At 51.6% G+C, this 20,434-nt stretch carries 22 protein-coding genes and 1 other RNA gene; 12 read left to right on the top strand and 11 right to left on the bottom strand.

The annotated features are described in order from the left end of the window. The first annotated feature begins 241 nt into the window (after positions 1-241). From IXB28_RS08005 to IXB28_RS07985, 5 genes are all read left to right on the top strand, one after another. Positions 242-613, top strand: coding sequence for a roadblock/LC7 domain-containing protein (locus IXB28_RS08005; RefSeq protein ID WP_215618048.1), 372 nt, complete (start codon positions 242-244; stop codon positions 611-613). 261 nt (positions 614-874) lie between these two features. Continuing rightward, entirely contained in the window at positions 875-1,720 is an 846-nt protein-coding gene (locus tag IXB28_RS08000) for a DUF4388 domain-containing protein (protein WP_215618047.1), read from the top strand. A 59-nt stretch (positions 1,721-1,779) separates the two neighbouring features. Further along, an RNA gene (gene ffs, locus IXB28_RS07995) (signal recognition particle sRNA small type) lies at positions 1,780-1,876 on the top strand. 212 nt (positions 1,877-2,088) lie between these two features. Further along, positions 2,089-2,463: a phasin family protein gene (locus tag IXB28_RS07990; protein ID WP_215618046.1), complete on the top strand. Its 375-nt coding sequence runs from the start codon at positions 2,089-2,091 to the stop codon at positions 2,461-2,463. Positions 2,464-2,632: 169 nt separating this feature from the next. Then, the gene (locus IXB28_RS07985) at positions 2,633-3,088 is read left to right on the top strand and encodes a hypothetical protein (protein WP_215618045.1); all 456 of its coding nucleotides are present in this window, start codon (positions 2,633-2,635) and stop codon (positions 3,086-3,088) included. 10 nt (positions 3,089-3,098) lie between these two features. On the opposite strand, the gene thiD is transcribed toward IXB28_RS07985, so the two are convergent. The 4 genes from thiD to IXB28_RS07965 form a co-directional block, all read right to left on the bottom strand. Then, positions 3,099-3,905, bottom strand: coding sequence for a bifunctional hydroxymethylpyrimidine kinase/phosphomethylpyrimidine kinase (thiD, locus tag IXB28_RS07980; protein ID WP_215618044.1), 807 nt, complete (start codon positions 3,903-3,905; stop codon positions 3,099-3,101). Positions 3,906-3,918: 13 nt separating this feature from the next. Continuing rightward, entirely contained in the window at positions 3,919-5,049 is a 1,131-nt protein-coding gene (gene ftsZ, locus IXB28_RS07975; protein WP_407659182.1) for a cell division protein FtsZ, read from the bottom strand. Between the two features lie 574 nt (positions 5,050-5,623). Beyond that, positions 5,624-6,463, bottom strand: coding sequence for a cell division protein FtsQ/DivIB (locus IXB28_RS07970; protein WP_215618042.1), 840 nt, complete (start codon positions 6,461-6,463; stop codon positions 5,624-5,626). 349 nt (positions 6,464-6,812) lie between these two features. Beyond that, complete coding sequence (locus IXB28_RS07965) at positions 6,813-7,247, bottom strand: hypothetical protein (protein ID WP_215618041.1); 435 nt, start codon at positions 7,245-7,247, stop codon at positions 6,813-6,815. Between the two features lie 150 nt (positions 7,248-7,397). Between IXB28_RS07965 and psaK the strand changes: the two genes are divergently transcribed. Then, positions 7,398-7,661: a photosystem I reaction center subunit PsaK gene (psaK, locus tag IXB28_RS07960; protein ID WP_215618040.1), complete on the top strand. Its 264-nt coding sequence runs from the start codon at positions 7,398-7,400 to the stop codon at positions 7,659-7,661. A 318-nt stretch (positions 7,662-7,979) separates the two neighbouring features. On the opposite strand, the gene IXB28_RS07955 is transcribed toward psaK, so the two are convergent. Both IXB28_RS07955 and IXB28_RS07950 read right to left on the bottom strand, forming a co-directional pair. Continuing rightward, entirely contained in the window at positions 7,980-8,288 is a 309-nt protein-coding gene (locus IXB28_RS07955) for a thioredoxin family protein (RefSeq protein WP_215618039.1), read from the bottom strand. Positions 8,289-8,344: 56 nt separating this feature from the next. Then, positions 8,345-10,660, bottom strand: a complete 2,316-nt coding sequence (locus tag IXB28_RS07950; protein ID WP_215618038.1) for an ATP-dependent helicase — start codon at positions 10,658-10,660, stop codon at positions 8,345-8,347. A 131-nt stretch (positions 10,661-10,791) separates the two neighbouring features. On the opposite strand from IXB28_RS07950, the gene IXB28_RS07945 reads away from it, so the two are divergent. The 3 genes from IXB28_RS07945 to IXB28_RS07935 all read left to right on the top strand — a co-directional run bounded on the left by IXB28_RS07945 (position 10,792) and on the right by IXB28_RS07935 (position 11,512). Next, complete coding sequence (locus IXB28_RS07945) at positions 10,792-10,962, top strand: hypothetical protein (RefSeq protein WP_215618037.1); 171 nt, start codon at positions 10,792-10,794, stop codon at positions 10,960-10,962. Between the two features lie 4 nt (positions 10,963-10,966). Continuing rightward, positions 10,967-11,242: a hypothetical protein gene (locus IXB28_RS07940; RefSeq protein ID WP_215618036.1), complete on the top strand. Its 276-nt coding sequence runs from the start codon at positions 10,967-10,969 to the stop codon at positions 11,240-11,242. Positions 11,243-11,314: 72 nt separating this feature from the next. After that, positions 11,315-11,512, top strand: a complete 198-nt coding sequence (locus tag IXB28_RS07935) for a hypothetical protein (protein ID WP_215618035.1) — start codon at positions 11,315-11,317, stop codon at positions 11,510-11,512. 362 nt (positions 11,513-11,874) lie between these two features. On the opposite strand, the gene IXB28_RS07930 is transcribed toward IXB28_RS07935, so the two are convergent. The 4 genes from IXB28_RS07930 to IXB28_RS07915 form a co-directional block, all read right to left on the bottom strand. Continuing rightward, complete coding sequence (locus IXB28_RS07930) at positions 11,875-13,314, bottom strand: RecQ family ATP-dependent DNA helicase (protein ID WP_215618034.1); 1,440 nt, start codon at positions 13,312-13,314, stop codon at positions 11,875-11,877. Positions 13,315-13,479: 165 nt separating this feature from the next. Further along, positions 13,480-14,106 carry a hypothetical protein gene (locus IXB28_RS07925; protein WP_215618033.1) on the bottom strand — a complete coding sequence of 209 codons (627 nt, stop codon included), beginning with the start codon at positions 14,104-14,106 and terminating at the stop codon, positions 13,480-13,482. A gap of 390 nt (positions 14,107-14,496) precedes the next feature. Continuing rightward, positions 14,497-15,435, bottom strand: a complete 939-nt coding sequence (locus IXB28_RS07920) for a serine hydrolase (protein ID WP_215618032.1) — start codon at positions 15,433-15,435, stop codon at positions 14,497-14,499. A gap of 126 nt (positions 15,436-15,561) precedes the next feature. Further along, the gene (locus tag IXB28_RS07915) at positions 15,562-16,107 is read right to left on the bottom strand and encodes a gamma carbonic anhydrase family protein (RefSeq protein WP_215618031.1); all 546 of its coding nucleotides are present in this window, start codon (positions 16,105-16,107) and stop codon (positions 15,562-15,564) included. Positions 16,108-16,472: 365 nt separating this feature from the next. On the opposite strand from IXB28_RS07915, the gene IXB28_RS07910 reads away from it, so the two are divergent. Genes IXB28_RS07910 through IXB28_RS07900 form a run of 3 tightly spaced genes read left to right on the top strand, consistent with a single transcriptional unit; the run spans position 16,473 to position 18,770 of the window. Next, on the top strand, positions 16,473-16,982 hold the full coding sequence (locus IXB28_RS07910; RefSeq protein WP_215618030.1) for a TIGR02652 family protein: 510 nt from the start codon (positions 16,473-16,475) through the stop codon (positions 16,980-16,982). 28 nt (positions 16,983-17,010) lie between these two features. Continuing rightward, complete coding sequence (locus tag IXB28_RS07905) at positions 17,011-17,424, top strand: VOC family protein (RefSeq protein ID WP_215618029.1); 414 nt, start codon at positions 17,011-17,013, stop codon at positions 17,422-17,424. 8 nt (positions 17,425-17,432) lie between these two features. After that, entirely contained in the window at positions 17,433-18,770 is a 1,338-nt protein-coding gene (locus tag IXB28_RS07900) for an ATP-binding protein (RefSeq protein ID WP_215618028.1), read from the top strand. Between the two features lie 67 nt (positions 18,771-18,837). Here the strand turns inward: IXB28_RS07900 and IXB28_RS07895 are convergent, their stop codons facing one another. Continuing rightward, the gene (locus IXB28_RS07895; RefSeq protein WP_215618027.1) at positions 18,838-20,184 is read right to left on the bottom strand and encodes a serine/threonine protein kinase; all 1,347 of its coding nucleotides are present in this window, start codon (positions 20,182-20,184) and stop codon (positions 18,838-18,840) included. Positions 20,185-20,434 lie beyond the last annotated feature (250 nt).

The following is a 20,434-nucleotide window of genomic DNA, read 5'->3' as shown; positions in this document are numbered from 1 at the left end:
GGTTGTAGGGATAAGTGTGAGCATAGGCTATTCGGCCCATGGGAAATGCACAAAACGTTTCTGAGCCATGGGGACGTTTGCTATACCTGCTGACTAATCGATTGAAATATATTGGAATCTCTGAGGATAGTGATAGGACGTTTCTGATTCTAGGTATGATTTTATCCGCCCAATATCGACATCAGAAATAGTCTGTAAATCGACTAAATCGACTCATTTTCGACTCCAAAGGCGCAAATTAATGGCCATTGATACGGCAAAAATTCAAGCGGTGCTGCATCGGTTTGTGAGTGGCACCAATGATGTAGAGGGGGCTGCTCTGGTGACGTTGGATGGGCTACCTCTGGTGTCGATGCTGCCGAATTATATGGATGAAGACCAGGTTGCGGCGATGACGGCTGCCCTGCTGTCGTTAGGTGAGCGCATTGGGCTAGAACTTGTGCGAGGTCGCATTAGTAAAATTGCTCTAGATGGTGAACAAGGCTATTGCACGCTGGCTATCTGTGGTGAAGATGCCATTTTGTTAGTATTGGCGTCTCCTGCGGCGAAGCAGGGGGTTTTAAATTTGGAAGTGAAACGTGCTGTAAAGCACTTGCAGGGGTTATTAAGTTAGTCGTCGTTATTGGTGCCTCGGGCAGGTGTTATTAATGACATCCTGGCTATGGGGGCAGATCGTTATTATTCCTTCACCCATGGGTGGCAATTAATCTGCCATGCTAATTAATCCGATGCCTTCTCAGTGGATGGGTTGAGCCGTTGGCAATGCTGCCATTTGCAATGTTTTAGGCCATGATGGGTGGGCACCTGAATGAGAACAATTGCAGTTGATATATGCTGTTAGAATAGCGCCAGCTTTTTGCCGTTACTGTGCCGTATGTCCTTAAACGGTTATTTTTCGGACTTGTCACTACCTGAACTTTGTCAGCTTCTTCAGGATGGGAAGAAGACTGGTTTGCTGTCGATTCAGGGGCTTGATCATGCTGCTCAGGTGTCTGAGCAGTACTACTTTATTTGGCTACATCGGGGCCGCATTGTGGCGGTGACTAAGCGCTTGGATAGCCGGTGTCTTGCCAACTTGATTATTAAGCGACGATATCTCAATAGCACCATGACCGGGCGGCTGTTTCGCCGGTGTCCACCGGATGAGCCGTTAGGGCGATTTTTACGGGCTCAAGGGGTTTTGACGACCAAACAGTTAGAAATTTTGTTTGCCACCCAGGTAATGGGCCAGGTGTGCGAACTGTTTCGTTTGCCCGATGGGTATTTTGCTTTTGACCCATCGGCCCCGCTGCCGAAGTCGGAAATGACGGGGTTGAGCGTTGTTGCGACTGAAGTGATTTTGCCTGGGCTGCGGGTGTTGAAAAATTGGTCTGCTTTTGCGGATCAGCTACCCGAGGCTCAATCGGCGTTGGTGAGTTTGGTGCGGGGGCAGCCCCACGTGCGCATTAACCAGGCTGAATGGGCGGTATGGCGCTTGATTGATGAAAATATTACCTTGGGTGAAATTGCGACTCGTTTAGACTTAGCGGTTGAAGATGTGCAGCGGATCGCGTTTCGGTTGATTTTTGTGGGGCTAGCCCAGGAAATTCCTGCCATGGTTTCGGAGGGAGAGGTGGCTGACCCTCTGCTGACTCGAGAAGCGATGCAAACTCAAGAGTTAAGTCCCAGTTTTTTTCGAAATTTGATTGGACTTTTTCGTCAGGTGCCAAAGTCGTCCTAGGGATTGTGGAGGGATTTTGGAGTGGGCTGATGGTGATAAACGATGCTATGATTAAGGCTGACTCGGATCTATGCGATCGCAACGCCCAAATCTTGTCAGGACCGGAAGGTAGCAGCAATACGGGATGCTTGAGATAGGCGTAGTCTCCGGGTCTCCTCTATTTTTAGGGTTAAAGCAAGGGTTTTACAGACCCTCTTTTTTGACCGTATTCCCCATCAAGTACGGCAATCCGACAGTTTACCCCGCTACACACTGTCAATATCGCTTGTTAAAACTGAAAGTAATAGTAATAGAAGTTGCTTTCCAGGGAACTTCTATGGGTTTAATTCGATTCAATTGATATTAATAGCGTTAGAGGAGCATAGGCCGTGGCAGACTTTGGCCAGTTCGTTCAAAAAGCATTTTATCTAGGGGTGGGTCTAGCATCCTACGCGTCTGAAAAAGCGGGGGGGGGCTTTAGCGACCTACGCCTGCAGGCACAAAAACTAGTAGACGAGCTGGTAGACCGCGGTGAGATTACGGCGGAAGAGGCCCAAAAAATGGTCAACGATATGGTGGCTCGCGCCCAGAGTGCAGCCCCCGCAACGGCTCAACAACCCGCCGCAGATACGGCTCCCCGCACCATTGAAATTATCGAAGAGGAAGACGAGCCCGAAGATCGAGCTGCTGCCGATGCGCTGCGTCAGGAAATCGAAAATCTGCAGGCTGAACTGCAGCGATTAAAAGACGAAGATAATCACTAAAGAGCTGTGAAGCAACTGCTTCACGGTTTAATTCGAAAAGGCGAGTTAATCAACGATTTCAAGGCACAAGACCATGAATTTAATGTTTAACCAGCCCTAACGCTATGCCATTGGGGCGAACGTGCTCCCAGGTGGCTTTGCTTCTTACTTTCTCCCACAGGTCATAACTATGGATGACTGGCTAAAACAATTTCAACAGGATTTGGAAACGGCTGTAAATGCCACCCTAGGTCAAACAGAGCAGTTTCTTGACGAGCTGGCTGAACAGGCGGCGGCGGTGGTGAGCCCAATGTTGGACGCTGCCGATGAATTGGCAGATGAGCTGGCGGACCAGGTGATGGAAAATGTGGCACCGCCCATTTCCCAAGCCCTCGATGATTTCGAAGCGCAAATTGATCCTGTGGTAGGGGCGGCTGTGACGTGGTGCGAGCAAACCATGGCACCGCTCCATCAAACCCTGACTCCGTGGCTACAAAACCATCCCAAATGTGCGGGTTGCTCCTACTACCATGGTGAGAGCTATGGCGGTGAAATGCTGGTGTGTGCCCTACACCCGACCGGCCCAGAGGACTATGATGTCTGTCCCGATTGGGATAGTGTGTGGCCCCAGCCTGAGGAAAAATAAGGGCTATTATTCATTCTAAAATTGGATAGAAGTGGCCCACGGGGCCTTGTCCTTGGCCAATGCGCAGCGAGTGGTGCAGGGCATGGGTGACATAGTCTTTGGCACGGCGGGTGGCGTCCAACGGGGACTGGCCTAGGGCTAGGTTGGCTGCGATCGCAGCTGATAATGTGCAACCGGTGCCATGGGTGTCATTCGTTTCAACACAGGTAGTCACTAGCTTGGTGACGTTAGTGCCGTCATACCACAGGTCAATGCCCCGCAGCGGCCCTTCAAAGCCGCCACCCTTGACGACCACCGCCTGGGCACCCAAGCCATGGATCGCCTGCGCGGCGGTTTCCATATCATCTAGGGTGTGGATCGATTGCCCGCTGAGGATTTCTGCCTCATACCGATTGGGGGTGAGCACGGTCGCCAAGGGAATCAACCGTTGGCGCAATGTTTCGATGGCACCATCATCAATTAGCTGCGCCCCAGTGCGGGAGACCATCACCGGGTCAATTACACAGCGAGTGTTGGCTACCTGGGTTAAGGCATCCGCCACTGCTTCAATGATGGGCTGATTTAGCAGCATGCCTGTCTTTAGCGACTGGATGCCAATATCGTTGACCACGGCCTCTATTTGGGCCACGACGGCTGCTGGTTCTAGGGCATCGACCCGAGTCACACCTTGGGTATTTTGGGCGGTGACACAGGTTAAAGCACTGGTGCCATGCACCCGATGAAACGAAAACGTGCGCAAGTCTGCCTGAATGCCAGCACCGCCGCCACTATCTGACCCAGCGATGGTCAATGCCACGGGTGGAGTATGAGCAACCATAGAACCAATAACCCTAGCGAGACTGTCGCCGTCGCTGTAGGAAATCGGGGATGTCTAGGTTTGGGGAAATATTTGGCTGACCGCTGGGGGGAGCCGCCGGGGGAACGCTAGGTCCCGTATTTCCAATGGAGGAGGGTCGCTTCAGGGGCGAAATCCGAGACGTGCTGGGTGGGGCACTGGCCGCAGCATTAAAGTCCGAGTTGAAACCAGTGGCAATCACCGTGATGCGCACCTCGCCCTGCATGCGCTCATCAATCACCGCACCAAAGATGATATTGGCATTGGGATCAACCGCTTCGTAAATGATCTCGGCCGCGGCATTCACCTCATGCAACGTCAGGTCATTGCCACCTGTGATATTCAATACGGCACCAGCGGCACCATCGATGGAGGTTTCCAGCAGGGGTGACGAAATCGCTGCGATCGCAGCTTCCCGCGCGCGGGACTTGCCTGAGCCCACACCGATACCCATCAGCGCCGAACCCGCATCTGCCATCACGGCGCGAACGTCAGCAAAGTCTACGTTCACCAAACCAGAAATGGTGATGATGTCCGAAATACCCTGAACACCTTGGCGCAAAATGTCATCGGCAAACCGGAACGCTTCTTGAACCGGGGTTTGCTCTGAAATCACCGACAGCAGCTTGTCATTAGGAATGATGATCAGCGTATCGACACATTCCTGGAGGGCCATGATCCCTTCTTCGGCCTGGGACGTGCGACGACGGCCTTCGAAGGTAAACGGACGCGTAACAACACCCACCGTTAGGGCACCGGCTTCTTTGGCGGCTTCTGCAACAACGGGGGCTGCGCCGGTGCCCGTGCCGCCGCCCATGCCAGACGTAATAAATACTAAATCTGCGCCTTCAATGGCGGTGGAAATCTCATCCCGAGACTCTTCTGCCGCTTTTTGCCCAATGGCAGGATTCCCACCTGCACCCAATCCACGGGTTAGCTTTTGGCCAATTTGTAAATGGTTTGAGTTACCAGTTTTGATCAACGCTTGGGCATCGGTATTCAGGGACCAAAACTCAATGCCTGACACACCACTGTCAATCATGCGATTAACAGCATTACAGCCGCCGCCGCCAACACCAATTACCTTTATCCTCGCCATACTGCCGGGCACAATGTCGCTCCCCATTGCTGCATTACTGGATGCAGTTTCATTACGGTGGTTATTACTTATATCAGACATATTGAGACCCAGGCCCGAGTTTCCGTGAGAATTATGTGAGGATGATTTAGACATAGGGCGAGTGTAAAACGACGTACCAGCGGGCTATTAACCTAATGAGCTATTAACCTAATTAGTCACAGAACACACAGGCTGCTGCAAAAAGTAAAAACTAACTATATAGCAATTACAAACCAGGCAGCCTAACTCTCTGTAAATGCCAAATAAGGTTCACTCTCAAACTGATTAGATACAGCCTGAAACTCTCTCCCTAAGGCCTTCACAGAGAGTTTGAAGAATGATTTCAATATATGCTGGCGCATGTTCTAGTCAACTATACGGGAACTTGCTTAAAAAACCAACTAAACCTACTGATTAATTCAAGAATTTGATCGGTTAAGAACAAGCTTTTAAAAAAAGCTAACTAATTATCTGGATGAAACATCAAAGAAAACCTTGATAAATATCAATATCTAACCCCGGAGATGATTGAGGCAGAATGCATTCAGCCATCTTCTATTGATGTTCGCAAGCAGCCTACTTAAGGAATTGGAGTCGTCGTTGCTTGCAGAATTTCTAAGGTCGGATTGTCCGGGTTCCTCAGATCAATAAACGCTATTTCTTCAATATCCATCTTGGCGTTTAAGTTACGCATTTTATCGAGTGCGGCCAATTGTTGAGCAAAGTTTTGGCCATAGGGGCCCATGTGTACGGTGCCAAGTTCCGTGGACAGGATTAAGTTAGTGGGATCCCGCCAGTCTAGCCGGGAGATGTGGACGGGGGTCTTTTGTAAGCTGCGATAAATGTGTGGCCAATCTTTTTGATAGACCGGACGCATACCCTGTACTTCTAGCTTAGGTTCTTGCTCCCCCAGTCGCGTGAAGCTGTTGTAAGGCATCCAATAGCCATTGGCATCTAATAGACCGATTTGGGTAAAGCTTTTGGGATCATTATCTAAAGACGTAATGGCGGCTTCTGTATTGGGTAGAGCGATCGCAACGGGTGTGCGTTCCTGAATGCGAATGTTTAAGCCCGGAGGCAACAGTCGCCGGCGCACCATGGCATCGGCAATGGGGCCTTCGGTCATCAGTGTGTTTTCCAGGTCTAGGGGATGCAGTTTTAAGAGGGACAGGGGATAGTCGATGTCGATCAGTTCATGCACCGCTTCACTGGATAACAAACGATTGCCACTGATGTTGATTTGCTCTTGAGAGCTGAGCTGCCAGCGATTGGATGTGGCTAGGCTAACGCAGCCCACCGTCAGCCCCACCATGGCTGTGTAGCGCCATAGCTGCTGCCAAAAAAGAGTATGCCGTCGCCGTTTTAGGTTTTGGCGACGGGTGGTTAGCGTTTCTGAGGAGTACTTGGGGATATCCGACATGGATGTACTAGGGCGGTGGGAGGAAACGATGTAGGAAAAACCACGCCTGCATTGAAACGAGGAGTGATACAGGGCTGACCCGTGTTGGAAAATCTATTTAAGCATCCAGAATTCCCAATGGCCCATGTATTCTGACACTTCTTTGTAAAAAAGTTGTCACCCGGACAATCTGTGTATGCGTACGGTATGGGCAGGTGCCAACCCGCACCCTGGGGCGGCGTCTGGGGCTCAGTATTTTTGCTGTTGCCACGGTAGGGAAGCAACGGTTGCCCCCATGGGCGCATCGCCCACAGGTGACCGATCAAATCATCCTGGGGATCGGCAACGCTGTATTGGTATAGGTCGCCCTTTAGGACAATTGATCCCCACCTTCTGCCAAGGTCTTGGTCAAAAAACTACACCATTTTTGGGCGATGTCTACATCTGTAAAGGGAATTTGGGGCTGCTCATCATCCGTTAGCTGGAGCTGGAGAAACGCTTCACTTTTCTTGGCAAGGTCCTGGGCGGCTTCAGCAAAGGTGGCATCGCCTTTCGCGATCAGTGAAATGCTACGGACCTGATTGAAATCAATGGTTTGTGTATTGATGATGCCCTGGCGGGTGGGCAGGCCCCAGGTGAGGTTGCGCTCCGATTGGCCCAGGGCGGCCAAAATGTCGTATTTGCTACGTTCGAACTGGTTGGCCCATTGCTTGTAGGTTTCCACCTTTTGATACTCGTTCCAACCGGCCCAAGTAATCCAAAAAAAGAAAATGAGTAAAGGTAGCCAAAGTAAGCCGTGCACCATGAGTATTTATGCTCCCATTGTAAAGTCTTGCAACGAGGCGGTCGTTGATCTATCGCATTGATGAAAGATGATGACAAGGTTTGTACTTAGTTTGCGCTGAGTCGGCCCACAGTTTTCAAAACCATACTATTTCTGAGAGGAGACGGTAAATTGCTTTACTTACCTTCTTTATTGGCAGTGACTCCCGCCACTGTTGCTTGGAGCCCTAAGGTGGGTTTCGTCATGATTGTTTGCAATATTCTTGCGATCGCAATCGGTAACTACGGTATTAAGCACAAGAACGTTGGTCTAGGTCTACCTTCCTCCGAGCTATTCGGTGGAATGGGGCATGGCGCTATGTTGGCCTGCACTAGCCTCGGTCATGTGATCGGTATCGGTGCCATTATTGGCCTAGCTAGCATCGGCGTTCTTTAAGAAACTACCGATAGGCGTCGTTGTTATTGCTTGGTCTGCTGTCATCTAGAGGGTGTTTTCCATAGCACCTTCTAACGATTGATTTACGTTCCAGGTCGGCAACGGCGTCGCTAAATATCCAACGGGCTATCTGGTATTTACTACCGGGTGGCCTAGTTCACTACTCTCAAATAACATTCGCGTTTAACAACACTGTCTTGTTATTGGGCTGGGGATCTAATCCCCAGCTTTTTTTTGTTCAGTATTATTTTTTCGATTTTCTGAAAATTTTAGGAGGATTGCCTCCAGGCAGTCATTGCCTCCTAAGAGGCGATCCTCCTAAGAGGCAATGACTGCCTGGAGGCGTTTCCGAAACTCTCCCTTGGGGTGCCCTCCTTTGACCTCGCCTAAAATTTGAAATTCTCCTTCAGGTTCTTCACAAATAATGTAAGTGGGCCAGCCCATGTCGGCCTTGTCTGGATATTGGGCCAATAAAACTTTTCGATATTTGCGGTAGGTGGCTGTATCTTGCATTTTTATATCGACAAAGCTCAGCCCGAGTTCATCAGCTACCTTGGCGTCGTAAAACGACATTTTGTGGCAAATACCGCAGTCTTCAGAAGAAAATTTCAGCACGGATGCAGACATAGGAGCTTTGGTTAATACGAACTGACCTAACCATTCTAAAACTGCACAGACCTGCTTTATTCTATAAACCGCTCTAATTCAGAAAACACAGGGCAAGGCTCCCCAGCATGTAGATTGTCTGGATTGCTCCAGGCAAAGGGAGATTGTTGGGCCGCACTCATCCATAGCAATCGTTTGGCGCGGGTCATGGCCACATAGAGTAAACGGTATTCTTCTGCTTGCTTCAGCTGGGTTGCCCGCTGTCCGGCAGCGGCCATGTTGGGGATCGTTGTCCGGCCATGGACATGGGCGCGAATTTGAGCGCGGACAACATCGGGTAACGAGACGGGATTGGCGGCGGGGCCGAGAAATTCTGTTTGGGGCGGTACCCAGGGTTGGCCGGGGATGAGTTTGGCGTGGAGAAAGGGGAGAAAGACGGCATCCCAATCTAGCCCCTTGGCCTTGTGCATGGTGATAATCGTGAGCTGGCCGGGGCGGGTATATTGGGCTTCGGCATCTTCGGCTTCGATGGCATCAAAGCGTTCGGCACTGACGATTTCCTGCAGGGCGCCAATCATGGTGCTAAGGCTGCTGTCTTCGGAGGTTTGTTGGGCAATGCGAGCGGCGAGCTTATCGGCGGTGGCCAGCTCGCTTTGATTGTAGTTAAGGGTGGTGCCGAGGAAGGGGAGCAGGTGGTAAGGCGGCAGATCAAACCGGGCCCGGAGGAGGCTGGTGCAGTAGCGGCGGGCGCTAATGGCGGGCTCTGTTTTGAGCGGTGGGTCGAGGGGGCCTGGATATAAAAACTGTTCGGGGTTGGTGGTGAGGGGGTTGAGATCTTGGGTGGGAATGCGTTGACGATCCACTAGAACCCGTAGGGCCCCCTTTAAATAGTCGGGGGAATGGGGCCGTTCGATAAATTGCATCAGCCGCAACATTTCTAGGGGCACTTGGTTGTTGCGATCGCGACTGCCCACATCGTAGATTTTTAGGCCGGTGTCTTTTATAAAATCAAATCCTAGCCGTTGTGGATCTTCTAAAATTTCCCGCAGAAACCGGCCCTGGCGATTCTCTCGCACTAACACCGCTAGGGTGGGTAGGGCCTCATCTTTAAGCTGTTTCCAATCGTTAATCAGGGTTTTCACCCGTTGCCCAAGGCGCTGCACCGATTGAGTCACATCATAGGGTTTGAGCAGTTCCACCCCCTGCCCTAGGGGGGCCGGATTGGCGTTGGGTTGTGGATCGTTGGGGGGCACAGGCAAAATGGCTTGGTCGCGAAATGGGGGCTCTGCCAACCGCTGATTGACCCACTGGAGCATATGGTTTGCTGCCGCCATAATCGCCTCCGTACTACGGCCAGCCTGGGCGATGGTGGCTAGGCGATCCGGGCGATTGGCGTCGCAAAACTGGTTGAAGAAAACCGGGTCGGCGGGGGTGAAGGTGGAATTAATTGCCTGGTTTGGATCCCCAACGCGGACGAGATTTTTCGTTGGTGTGTCTGGGCTGGGGGTAGCATCGCCGTGGCTGGGGGCAGGGGCTGGCGCGGCCGCCAACTTTTCTAGGAGCTGGGTCTGTAACGGCGATGAATCTTGAGCTTCGTCTTCAAACACTGCGAAAAACTGGGTTTGCCAGCGGTGACAGACATCTGGGTCTTCTAGTGCTCTTAGGGCCGCTAAAATCATGTCATCGTAGTCAATTAGGCCCCGCTGGTTGAGTAAGGTTTGATATTGACCATAGAGTCCGGCGGCCACATCCAAGAGTTGATAGGGGTTAGCGGGCGCGTTTTGACCGATGTGGCGCAGGTTTTCGGGCTGGAGGCCAGAACTTTTGGCTTCATGGATAGCGGTATAGGCTAAAGCGGGTAGCACTTCTGTCCGTAAAACTGACTGGCGGCGCAGGCGTTCGGTGGCTTCTCCGTCAAAACTGTGGCCCGCTAGTAAACGCTGATAAAGGTCGGGGGCCTCGTGGATCCAGGCTTCTACGGCGGTGCGAATTAAGCGGTTGCTTTGGTTCGGGGAAACAAGCGTCGTTGTCTCTAGATCAATCCCAGAAATTTCGGGTGTATGGGTGGCGATGTTGAGGGCAAGACCGTGGAGCGTTTGCACAATAAAGCTGTTGTAGGGCAGCTTTAGGGCTTTGAGATGATGCCGTACTTTAGCCTTGATGTGGGCGGCGGCGGAGCGGGTAAATGTAACCAGTACGAGCTGTTTACGCCCATGGAGTTGAAAGTGGGCAATTGCGATCGCAGCGCCTGCCGCCATCCCCGTCGATTTTCCGGACCCAGGCACCGCCGATACCGCCAGGGGGCCACCGCGCCAGTCGGCTAACCGACGTTGCCCCGGGCGCAGGCTATCCCGCAATAGCTGAAGGTGTAAAGTACGATCGGGGATAGGCATGGGCAATGACGTAGAACTGACAGCTCCAAGGGTACTGTATTCGCCGATGGCTATAACATCGATAGTCGTCCTGCAACCGCGCTCCGTCCCCCACCCCCTAAAATGATCTATAGATACCGGCTGCACTGGCTATGATGAACTTTTCACAACGCACAATCGTGATCCTTGGCAGCGTCATGTTTGGGATCGGTTTGTTGTTTACGGCCATTAGCCTGATTCCCAATCGAGAAGTTTCTGGTGTAGCAGCCCTATTGATGGGAAGCGGTGTGGGCCTGATTACAATGGCACCCTGTAAGGAGTAGATCCATGAATGGCAAACAGCTAAAGCGTCGAGAGCTAACTATGCAGCAAAAGACACCGATTAAGCCCATCGATACTAACCAGGGTAGACGCTATATCCTGATTAAAGGGCTGGGTCTCTGTGCGATTGCATTTTTGTTGATTTTTGTCGCCAGTGACAATTCTGGTCGGCTAATTGGCTCGAACTATTCCCTGATAGACTCTCATCCTGCCAAATTTGCAGCCTATTTCTTTGCGGGGTTTGCGGGTATTTCTGGGTTAGATCTGATTCGTCGCAGCTAGTGATTTGCCAGGGACTCAGGAGAATTCTCTTTGAAGCGATGGAGAAGAAAGTCTCTTGGGTAAGTTGTCGCTATGGCTAAAGTTGTTGTGGCTGGTGACGGTCTTACGATTTATGGATTGGTTTGTGGCAGAGGGTTTTCAGCCGTTGGTTGTCGGCTGAAAACCCTGGTGGCTTTAGAACGAGTTGTCCCTGAGAATAATGCGATCGCGCCACCTTTGCGCTTTAGGACTATCCAAATTTATCAGCGTGTCGCAAATGCCATTGGCTAAGTGGGTATATTCAGGACGGTTTTTGACCGCGGCATCAAGAGCAATCAAGATATCAGTAGGGCTGTACTCTCCGATCACAGTCCTAAACATTGTGGTCAAGTTTTTCTGAGTTGTTACAGACATTGGTAAAACCTTCCAATTAGTCGTTTTATGGTTTGCTGCCAGATAAATTCGTCTGGGCGGATATCATTCCTAGAACACTAGACACTCCTAAAAAATGCGTACCCCATGGGTGGAGTCCCAGCATGCCCAAACAAAAATCATTGATTGATTTGGCTTAATGTTTTTTAATGAAAAAGATTTTGAGCCAAAATATTGGTGAATTATGTAGGGTGGGCGGGAATACTACAGGCCTTGTGGTGCTATTTTTTGCACGTGTCGCAATGGCCACACTGCATGCCGTTGGCTTCCGCCGTACACCCAAACTGCACCAATAGCGTCTGCCAACGACACTTGCGACTAAATAAATAGTCTTTAATTTCCTGAATGCTGTTGTAGATTTTGCCCGGTTTACTCGTTGTACCCTCGGTTAACCGATAGTGAAATGGATCTTCCCAAATCAACTTCTGTTGGCTATGTAACAGCGCTAATGCCGTAGCGGCTTTGCCATTCTGTTGCAACACCTGGTCAATGTGCCCCGTGGCAGATAGGGACTTGATTAACTGCTGAGCCTCTTGTTTCAGTTTACGTTCACTTTCCGAGAAAAACTGCCAGCGTTTTTTATCTGCCGAATCTAGCCATCCCGTGGGCTCACTGACCAACGTGAGGGCATCGGCCGGTTTGCCATCACGACCACCGCGACCAATTTCCTGGACATATTCACTCAGGGTGCTGGGGGCATGAAAATGGCAGACCCACCGCACCCTTGGATGGTTGATGCCCATGCCAAAAGCACTGGTGCACACCACAAACTGACAGTCTCCCGCAATCCAGTCTGCTTCAATGCGTCGTCGGTTTCCACTGGTTAGCCCCGCATGGTAAGCCTCCACCGAAAACCCTTGGGGCTTTAACCACTGGGCTAGCTCTTCAGCTGTTTTGCGAGTGCGTACATAGACCAACCCCGCTTGCCCTGGATGGGCCTGAATAAACTGTCTCATGGTCCGGCGACGTCCCCGGGGTGTCCAGACCACTTTTACGGCCAAATTTAAATTGGGTCGATAGGGGCTCAGTTTGATTTCTTTGGGCTGTTGTAACCGCAACACGTTGCAAATTGTTTGCTGGGCTGCCGGGTTAGCCGTGGCCGTAAATGCTGCAATGGGCAGTTTGGTTCCCCTCGGCTTATGGCTGAGCAACGTGCTTCTGACCGCGCCCAATCTTCGATAGCTGGGACGGAAGGTATCTCCCCACTGCACCAAACAATGGGCCTCATCCAAAATTAACCCATTGATCTGCACGTCTGGTAAACACAGCGTTTCCCACACCCGCCGACTCAGCAACGTTTCTGGGGAGAGATATAACAGCCTAATCCAATTCTGTTGTAATTTTTGTAGCGTTTGTCGTTTCTCAAAAGGTGTCAGGGCACTGTGCAAACGCTCTGCTGCTAAATGGCGCTGCTTGAGCTCTTGCACCTGATCTTCCATCAGGGCCACGAGGGGGGAAATGACCAGCGTTACTCCCCGTTGCAACAAAGCAGGTAGCTGAAAACAAATAGACTTGCCGCCGCCTGTCGGCATAACAATCAGCGCATCTTTTTTGTCTAAAAGTGTCCGAATGACATCATCTTGGGGTGGTCTAAAACTGTCGTATCCCCAAACGTCTTTAAATCGGGCCTCTACCTGCTGCCAAGGTGTTGCTATAGCCATCAATGCATCCTGAAAACCTAGGCTAGAGTGCCCCGATTAGCAAGAACCTCCGCTACTTCCTTCGCATCGATTGTCCGATCGATCGAGCTAGGGTAGTGGCAGAGGCCTTGTCAATAGCGGATGTTTTACTGCACCGTGCTGGGGCAGCTTTGCCTTAGCCCATGGCTAAAATAGGCCATCGATGTTGTAGCCTAGGCCGAACATAAAATGGACGGTAATGTCATCCGCTAGGGTGATATTGCTCTGACCATTTAACGTCATCCTTTCGCTAAAGGGCACATCAACACCGGCGCTCACCAGCGGTGCCACATCATCTTCTGTGGCATTAATGGCAATGCCGCCGCCAACATAGGGAAAAATACTGGCATTAAACAAGGTTGCCGGTGACTGAAAGTTGTAGGTGACAGGGGCAATGACGGCCGCTGAATCGTTGACAACGACGGCGGGGCGAACCGATAGCTGTGGGGCAAAGCTAAGTTTGCTAATGGCGGCTAAACCCAGCTCCTCTAGGGCACCATCGCCATCCCCTGTGCCAAGGCTAAGGCCAAGGCCAATAAAGTCACTTGTGGTGCCATCACTGCTGCGACGTCCCCGACGTTGAGCAAGTTCTAAGGGAGTTTCCTTGAGCTTAGCGGGGTTAATAACCTCCGAATCTAGGGCTATTGTCTGTGTTTGTACGCTCTGGGTTTGAGCCTGCGCGATTTCATTATTAACGGCTGCTAGCCCTATGCCGATGACTAATGCCTTGCACAGCGTTGATGCATGGCGTCTTAGCCGATATGTGATAGACATTGTTCTTTACTCCTCTAACCAAAACAGTTGACTTGCTTGGTCGGGTGGATTGCACTACCCGATACACCCGTTACAGCGTTGCCAATAACGAACACATTTCCATACTGCTTATATCAAGTTTTGTAATCCTTTGATACGGCAGTTTGGCTTAATTTCTGTGGTGAAAGTTTAATCGGCCCAGGCCTGGCGTCAGGCGTTTGGGGTTCCCCATGCTTACTTTTGGGGACCGCTGACCCATAGCTGGGCTTGGGCTAAGCGGCTGGAAACCAATGGCCGCAAGGTTTATCCTCCGGTGGATGCATCCATCGGAGGGCAGGGGCTTTGGCTTGGGGGCTGATGGTGTTGAGCCCGGCTGAGGACTGGGCTTTGCTCGCAGACTGTCAGGGAACTCTAAACTTTCATGAGCTCTAGAATCTGGGCTGACACGAAGGGCAAAATCTCTTCGTTGGTGCTGTGCTCTGTGCCTTCGGTGAAGACGACTAGCAAATAGGGATGGCTACCTTCCGCTTCAATGTAGGCTGCGTCATGGCGTACTTTGCTGGTGAGTCCTGCTTTGGACCAAACCTGTGTGGCCACGGGGACGCCCGCACCTAAAAATCCCGTCACCTGATTTTCTGGATCGGCGGCGAGTACTTTAGGGTCGAGGTCTCGCTTCATCAGCGTCATCATGTTTTGCGATCGCTGGGCATTGACCGCCACCCCGCCCACAATGCTATGGAGCAGTCGAGCCGAGGCCTCGGTGGTGAGCATATTGCGGTTTTCGTAGCCATCGCCCAAAAATGCACGCTCGCGACCGTAGGGGCCATCACACCAGGTTTTTTGGTTGGCATTAATGGTGGTCAGTTCTGGCCAATGCAGGCTTTGTAAATAGCGATTTACCAGGTTTCTCTGATGTTTCCAAGTCTCAAACGGGCCGGCTGGTATCTCGGGGCCGCTAGTGGTGCCGGTGAGGACATCCATGACATAGCCAGTGGCGTCGTTACTGGAATCGACGATCATGTCTTTCACGGCGCGTTCTAGCTCTAGGCTGGTTTGGGTCATGCCCCGTTCGAGCCATTCGTGGATAGCCACTAAGTAAAACAGCTTGACTACACTGGCCGGGTAGATGAGTTCCACCCCACGGTAGCTAGCCCCCTGGGGTTGCTGCTTCCAAAATTCCTCCGGACTCAGTGCGCCGCCGGTATTAACGCTATAGGGGGGCGCGTATGTGAGCCACGTAACGGCAATTTGGTTTTGAGCCAGGTTGGGAAATCTGGCCCAGGTAAGGTCGAGCACCTGGCTCAGTTTTTTTTGGAGGCGATCGTCGGTGTGAAAAAATTTAGCGGTCATCGTTGGCAATAAAGCGGTAGACAGGGGTGAAAGTGATTCAGAGAGAGGGCTCAGGGGACCCATCACTATAGCGTTGGGCCGTGTTGGGCCCTAGGGCATGACGGAGCTAGAACCGAGGGCGGGGCGTTATTCAAAGCCCAGATCGGTGCCATTGCCCGCATGGACCAGCGCTAATTGCTCATACTTTTTAGCGTGGTCAATCAGGTGGTCGATTTGCTCTTGGGCCAGGGGTTTGAGCACTTTGCCAGGGACCCCAACCACCAACGACCCAGGGGGAACATCTTTATTCACCACAGCGCCGGCGCCAACTATGCTCCCTGTGCCAACGCGAACGCCATTGAGAATAATGGCACCGATGCCAATCAGGCAGCCGCGTTCAATATGGGCACTGTGGACAACAGCGCGATGGCCGATGGTGACATAGTCTTCGAGGATGGTGGGTTGGCCAGGGTCGCCATGGAGAACGGCCCCATCTTGCACGTTACTATGGGCGCCGATGTGGATACGTTCCACGTCGCCTCGGATCACAGCTCCGTACCAAATATTGGCACCTTGTTCGATCTCTACTTGCCCCAGGATGGTCGCATTGGGGGCTACAAAAGCGCTTTGGGAGATGTCTGGTGCCGGCCAAACGCCACCAGGGACGGTCAAAATGGGGGAGGTATGTGCCACGGAATTACTTAAAAATCGTTAAGTTGTCAGGGGTTTCAGCTGTATTTTGAAGGCTGACTGTAGGATAGATGGCGTTGTGATTTTCCCATATGGGGTCCGCTCTAAAGTCTCGGCAGATAACGGGGCCTAGGGGATGGTTTTTATCGTTTACAGCCGCATCAACCTATGGAATGCTCTGAAATAATATCGGTTAGGGCAAAGCATGCTTTTTTCTCCCGTTATAATAAAGCGAGCACAATCCTGATTGGCGTTGTCTGGGGTGTACCATGGTGCGGCTCCAAAAAGAACGGTTTTCCTGGGTTCAACATTGGGGCAGTTGAGACCGGCCAGTTAAAGTTTGGGCATCAGTGTTTTAATAAACCCGCATGATAAATTCTGCTTCTCAGTATCCGTTTTATGGGCCAGAGATAAAATGCCCCCACTGTCGGCAAATGATTCCGGCACTTACGTTGACAGATAGCTACCTCTGTACCCGCCATGGTGCTTTCGAGGTCAGCCTTGACACCCGCGATTTGGTGCACGTACAGTCGGGGCGTCACTGGCGTCAGTGGGAAGGGGAATGGTATCGGCAGCATACCCATCCCGATGGGATTCGGTTTGAGATTCATGAGGCCCTGGATCGTTTGTATACTGAGGGATATCGGGCAACGCGGGTGATTATTGCGGAGCGTTATCGGTCGCTGGTGAAGTCTTATTTGGAGTACAGCACGCCCTGGCGAGGTCAAGTGGATTCTAGCAGTCCTCGGCTCTACGGTTTGCCAGTTGCGTTTAGTCCCTCATCCACCGAGGTGCCCCAGTGGGAAGTGATTAATTTTGATTTGGAAAAAGAACCTGGTGTGCCGAATAATTATCGGTATTTGAAATTTTTTGAATAGATTGGTGTTGCACTAACTCAAAATCACTATGCACCACGCGTCTATCCGTACGGCGGATATCCATCGGGCTATTGTGTTCTATGAGCTGTTAGGGTTTGAGGTGATTGAACGGTTTACCGCTGGGGTGACCCTAGCCTGCTGGATGGAAGGTCTGGGGGGGCGCATTGAGCTGATGCAGGTGCCAGAACCGCAGCCAGCGGCCGATGCTTTCAGTGATGAGCATTACACTGGCTATTATCATCTATCGTTTGATCTGACCCAGGTCGCATCGAGTTTGCCAGATTGGTTAGATCACCTACGGCAACAGGCGGTGGACCATGGGAACGCTATAACTGTGCTGTTGGAACCTCAGCAGCAGATGATTGGATCTACTGTCTATGAGGTGGCCTTTATTGCAGATGCAGATGGGCTACCGCTGGAGTTTCTGCGTCGCTTGAAATAATTGGCTTAATGGGTTCTGTTCCGTTCGCGAATAATTGGGCATATTTGGACACCGAGCTCAGCTGGCTTGAGCGTTTGTTGCTGGTAGCGGTGTCGCAGCAGCGGAAAAATCTGAAGTCGGTGACTAAGGTTGCTAAAACTACTTCTGATAAGGTCACTAGCGATTGGTGGCAGGGGCTGGTAACGATTAAAAATCGTGCCTATGACGATGCTGCCCCTAAGCCCAGTTCGGGGCCATCCCTGGGATATCAGAAAACGTTAGACCAACGTATTTTGCTCAGTCGTGCCAGTAAGGTGTCCTTGGGGCTGCCTGCGATGCAGACGGCTCTGGGGTTGAGTTTATTTGAGAAAAAGCTGGTACTGATGGCGTTAGCCCCTGAAGTGCAGGTGCGCTATGGCAAGCTTTATCACTATTTGCAAACGGGCGCTCACTGTGCGCGGGGTTCGTTGCCGACGGTGGAATTGGCTCTGCGGCTGCTATGTCGCAATGAGTCGGAACGGCGGCGTGCGCGCACCAGGTTGACTGGCCCGGAATCGTTGTTAAAGCGGCGCATTGTGCACTGCCTTGATGGGGCTGACACGTTCTTAGGCAGTCAGTTGCAGCTAGCGCCCGAATGGGTCGATTATCTACTGGCCGAAAATCCTGACCCTGGCTGGCCCATGCGGTTTGTGGTGGCAAATCGGTTTGCATACCGTTGTCGCCAACAGGTGAGTTGGCCGGACCTGAGTCTGCCAGAGCCTGTGCAGGTGCGATTGGAAATGGCCGTGGCTCAACCCGCATCGCGGCTATTGCTGGTGGGGGAAACGGGGGTGGGGAAGGAACAGGCTGCGATCGCACTGGCTAGCCAGCTTAAACGACCCCTATATATTCTCGAACTGTCCCAGATCCCCCATGGCGACTGGGATAAGTGCTTACAAGAACTACAAGATGCCAGACATCCCATGGTGTTGGTCAAAGCCGCCCACCATTGGTTGGGTCGACATGCGTCGATGGATCGGGCCCTCCTCCAAAAGTGGTTTGACCAGTCCTCTGCACATATTTTATGCACTGTTCAGCACCGCCATTTAGTCCGTCGCCAGTGGAGACAGCAGTTTACGGCCATAGAGATTCCTCGACCCAATGCGGATGTTCGCCTGCGGCTGTGGCACCAAGGGTTTCCGGGGGGGGTAAAATCCATGGGGAAAGTGCGGTGGCGAACCCTGGCCGAAAAATTAGAGCTGTTGCCTGGTGAGATTGACAACATTGTCCAAACCACAATTAGCTTTGCTATGGCGGCGGATGCCGTTACGATTGACCACCTCCAACAGGCCTTAGCACAGCATGGATATAGCTGGAAGTTGCGTTAACAACTTTTTGTTTTAGCTATGCCAAGGCCCTATGCAGTTGGTTGAGGGCATGGGCTAGGAGAGTGGATCAAGGTTGTTTTTGCCTTTGGATAAAACTGTCCAGCTCTAGCTGCAACCATTCTTTTTCGGTTAATGATAGGGATGTGCCAAATTGGTGGCTATGCACTCCAACCTGCAAGGCCAGGGTTTTGACCGGATAGTCGTTGCGCAACATGACCGTTTCCAGGACCACCCGTTCTAGTTCGTCTACGCTACCTTGGTTGACTCGCCACCACAGCAACATTTCACGCTCCAGACGATATCTATCGGGTTCAATCACCAGGGATACCCGCTCTAAAATAGTCCATAGGGTTCTCCAGGCAATGCCGATGCCGATCACCCAGAACGGGACAAAAAACACAATTGCTGTGGCCAAAGGGAAAAAGGGCAACACCGTTAGCCCGACCAGCCAGGCAATGGCATTCCAGGCCAATGCCAGGGTGATATGCCCCCTTGCCGCTGCTTTCCGCAGACCCGTGGGGGGGATTTTGAGAACTAGTTTGTTGCGAGTGCGTTGGAGGGAAATGGAACTGCCGGCGGGCTGTTTAACCAGGGACTGCGGTAGGGTCGGATCGGAGAGGGCAAGGAGGGCAATACTGGCCGATGCAAAGCGTTCTTCTGCCAGGGGGGCAATGAGTCCGTCTATCCAGGTTGCAAATGTTTCCGATAGGTTAATCACCGGGCGAAAGTCCATGCGGAGACGTTTTTGGGGTAAGTCTCCTGGATTTTGGTGGGTGAGTAAGGTGAGTAAGGTGGCCCCTAGACCATAGAGATCAGTATTGGGGTAGGCTTTTCCCCTAAATTGTTCCGGTGCCATGTAGCCAAAGGTGCCGACAACAGTGCTACCAAAGGCGACGGTGTTTTGATAAACAGTTTGCACCGCGCCGAAGTCTACTAGAGAGATGCGGTTGTCGGGACTAAAAATAATGTTTTGTGGTTTGATGTCCCGGTGGATAATGGGTGGATTAAGACTGTGGAGATAGGTCAATACCTGTAAGATTTCGGTGGCAATATGGCGGGCTTCTGTTTCTGAAAACCGCTGACCGTTAGCGATGAGGTCGGCTAGGGATTGCCCTGGGGCAAGCTCCTGGACAATGTAAAAGTAGCGATCGCATGTCGTATCTACTTGAAAATAGTCTAAATACTGAGGAATGGCTGGATGATCTAAATTTTGCAGAACCTGGGCTTCTCGCTCAAAAAGCTCTAGCTTTTTCCAATCGCTCAAACCCTTTAGCGATAGCTCCTTGAGCGCCACATAGGTGCCCATTTTGCGATCTTCAGCCGCGTAGGTAATGCCGCTACCCCCTTGCCCAAGTACCGATATAACGTGATAGCGATCATGGATGATGGAACCGACGGGCTGGGCATCGTGCATGGATGACGGTCAACGTAAACTGGACAATGGGGACAGGTATAACGTTAACGTCTAAATCCCTGTTTGTGGTTGTTTCTTTTGGGGATGGCATTAACCAAGAGATTAATGCCGTTGCTGAGGTAGGAGAGAAAACTGTCATCCCAGTGAGCTGTCATGACAGCTCACTGCCGGGGCTTCTTTCGCGCTGACTGGACATACCCACCCCGGGGGAAACTGTTTTCACAACAGCTATTTAAAACCAGGGCGTGGG

It is taken from the genome of Leptothoe kymatousa TAU-MAC 1615 (assembly GCF_018739865.1).
GTDB classification, from domain to species: domain Bacteria; phylum Cyanobacteriota; class Cyanobacteriia; order Phormidesmidales; family Phormidesmidaceae; genus Leptothoe; species Leptothoe kymatousa.
The sequence above is the reverse complement of the archived record's forward strand: the minus strand, read 5'-3'. Positions and strand labels throughout refer to the sequence as shown.

Bases quoted from the DNA above. Each gene is read 5' to 3' on its own strand.
- IXB28_RS08005 (WP_215618048.1), top strand. From the start codon at position 242: ATGGCCATTGATACGGCAAAAATTCAAGCGGTGCTGCATCGGTTTGTG.
- IXB28_RS08000 (WP_215618047.1), top strand. From the start codon at position 875: ATGTCCTTAAACGGTTATTTTTCGGACTTGTCACTACCTGAACTTTGT.
- IXB28_RS07985 (WP_215618045.1), top strand. From the start codon at position 2,633: ATGGATGACTGGCTAAAACAATTTCAACAGGATTTGGAAACGGCTGTA.
- thiD (WP_215618044.1), bottom strand. From the start codon at position 3,905: ATGGTTGCTCATACTCCACCCGTGGCATTGACCATCGCTGGGTCAGAT.
- ftsZ (WP_407659182.1), bottom strand. From the start codon at position 5,049: ATGGGGAGCGACATTGTGCCCGGCAGTATGGCGAGGATAAAGGTAATT.
- IXB28_RS07970 (WP_215618042.1), bottom strand. From the start codon at position 6,463: ATGTCGGATATCCCCAAGTACTCCTCAGAAACGCTAACCACCCGTCGC.
- IXB28_RS07965 (WP_215618041.1), bottom strand. From the start codon at position 7,247: ATGGTGCACGGCTTACTTTGGCTACCTTTACTCATTTTCTTTTTTTGG.
- IXB28_RS07955 (WP_215618039.1), bottom strand. From the start codon at position 8,288: ATGTCTGCATCCGTGCTGAAATTTTCTTCTGAAGACTGCGGTATTTGC.
- IXB28_RS07950 (WP_215618038.1), bottom strand. From the start codon at position 10,660: ATGCCTATCCCCGATCGTACTTTACACCTTCAGCTATTGCGGGATAGC.
- IXB28_RS07945 (WP_215618037.1), top strand. From the start codon at position 10,792: ATGATGAACTTTTCACAACGCACAATCGTGATCCTTGGCAGCGTCATG.
- IXB28_RS07940 (WP_215618036.1), top strand. From the start codon at position 10,967: ATGAATGGCAAACAGCTAAAGCGTCGAGAGCTAACTATGCAGCAAAAG.
- IXB28_RS07935 (WP_215618035.1), top strand. From the start codon at position 11,315: ATGGCTAAAGTTGTTGTGGCTGGTGACGGTCTTACGATTTATGGATTG.
- IXB28_RS07930 (WP_215618034.1), bottom strand. From the start codon at position 13,314: ATGGCTATAGCAACACCTTGGCAGCAGGTAGAGGCCCGATTTAAAGAC.
- IXB28_RS07925 (WP_215618033.1), bottom strand. From the start codon at position 14,106: ATGTCTATCACATATCGGCTAAGACGCCATGCATCAACGCTGTGCAAG.
- IXB28_RS07920 (WP_215618032.1), bottom strand. From the start codon at position 15,435: ATGACCGCTAAATTTTTTCACACCGACGATCGCCTCCAAAAAAAACTG.
- IXB28_RS07910 (WP_215618030.1), top strand. From the start codon at position 16,473: ATGATAAATTCTGCTTCTCAGTATCCGTTTTATGGGCCAGAGATAAAA.
- IXB28_RS07905 (WP_215618029.1), top strand. From the start codon at position 17,011: ATGCACCACGCGTCTATCCGTACGGCGGATATCCATCGGGCTATTGTG.
- IXB28_RS07900 (WP_215618028.1), top strand. From the start codon at position 17,433: ATGGGTTCTGTTCCGTTCGCGAATAATTGGGCATATTTGGACACCGAG.
- IXB28_RS07895 (WP_215618027.1), bottom strand. From the start codon at position 20,184: ATGCACGATGCCCAGCCCGTCGGTTCCATCATCCATGATCGCTATCAC.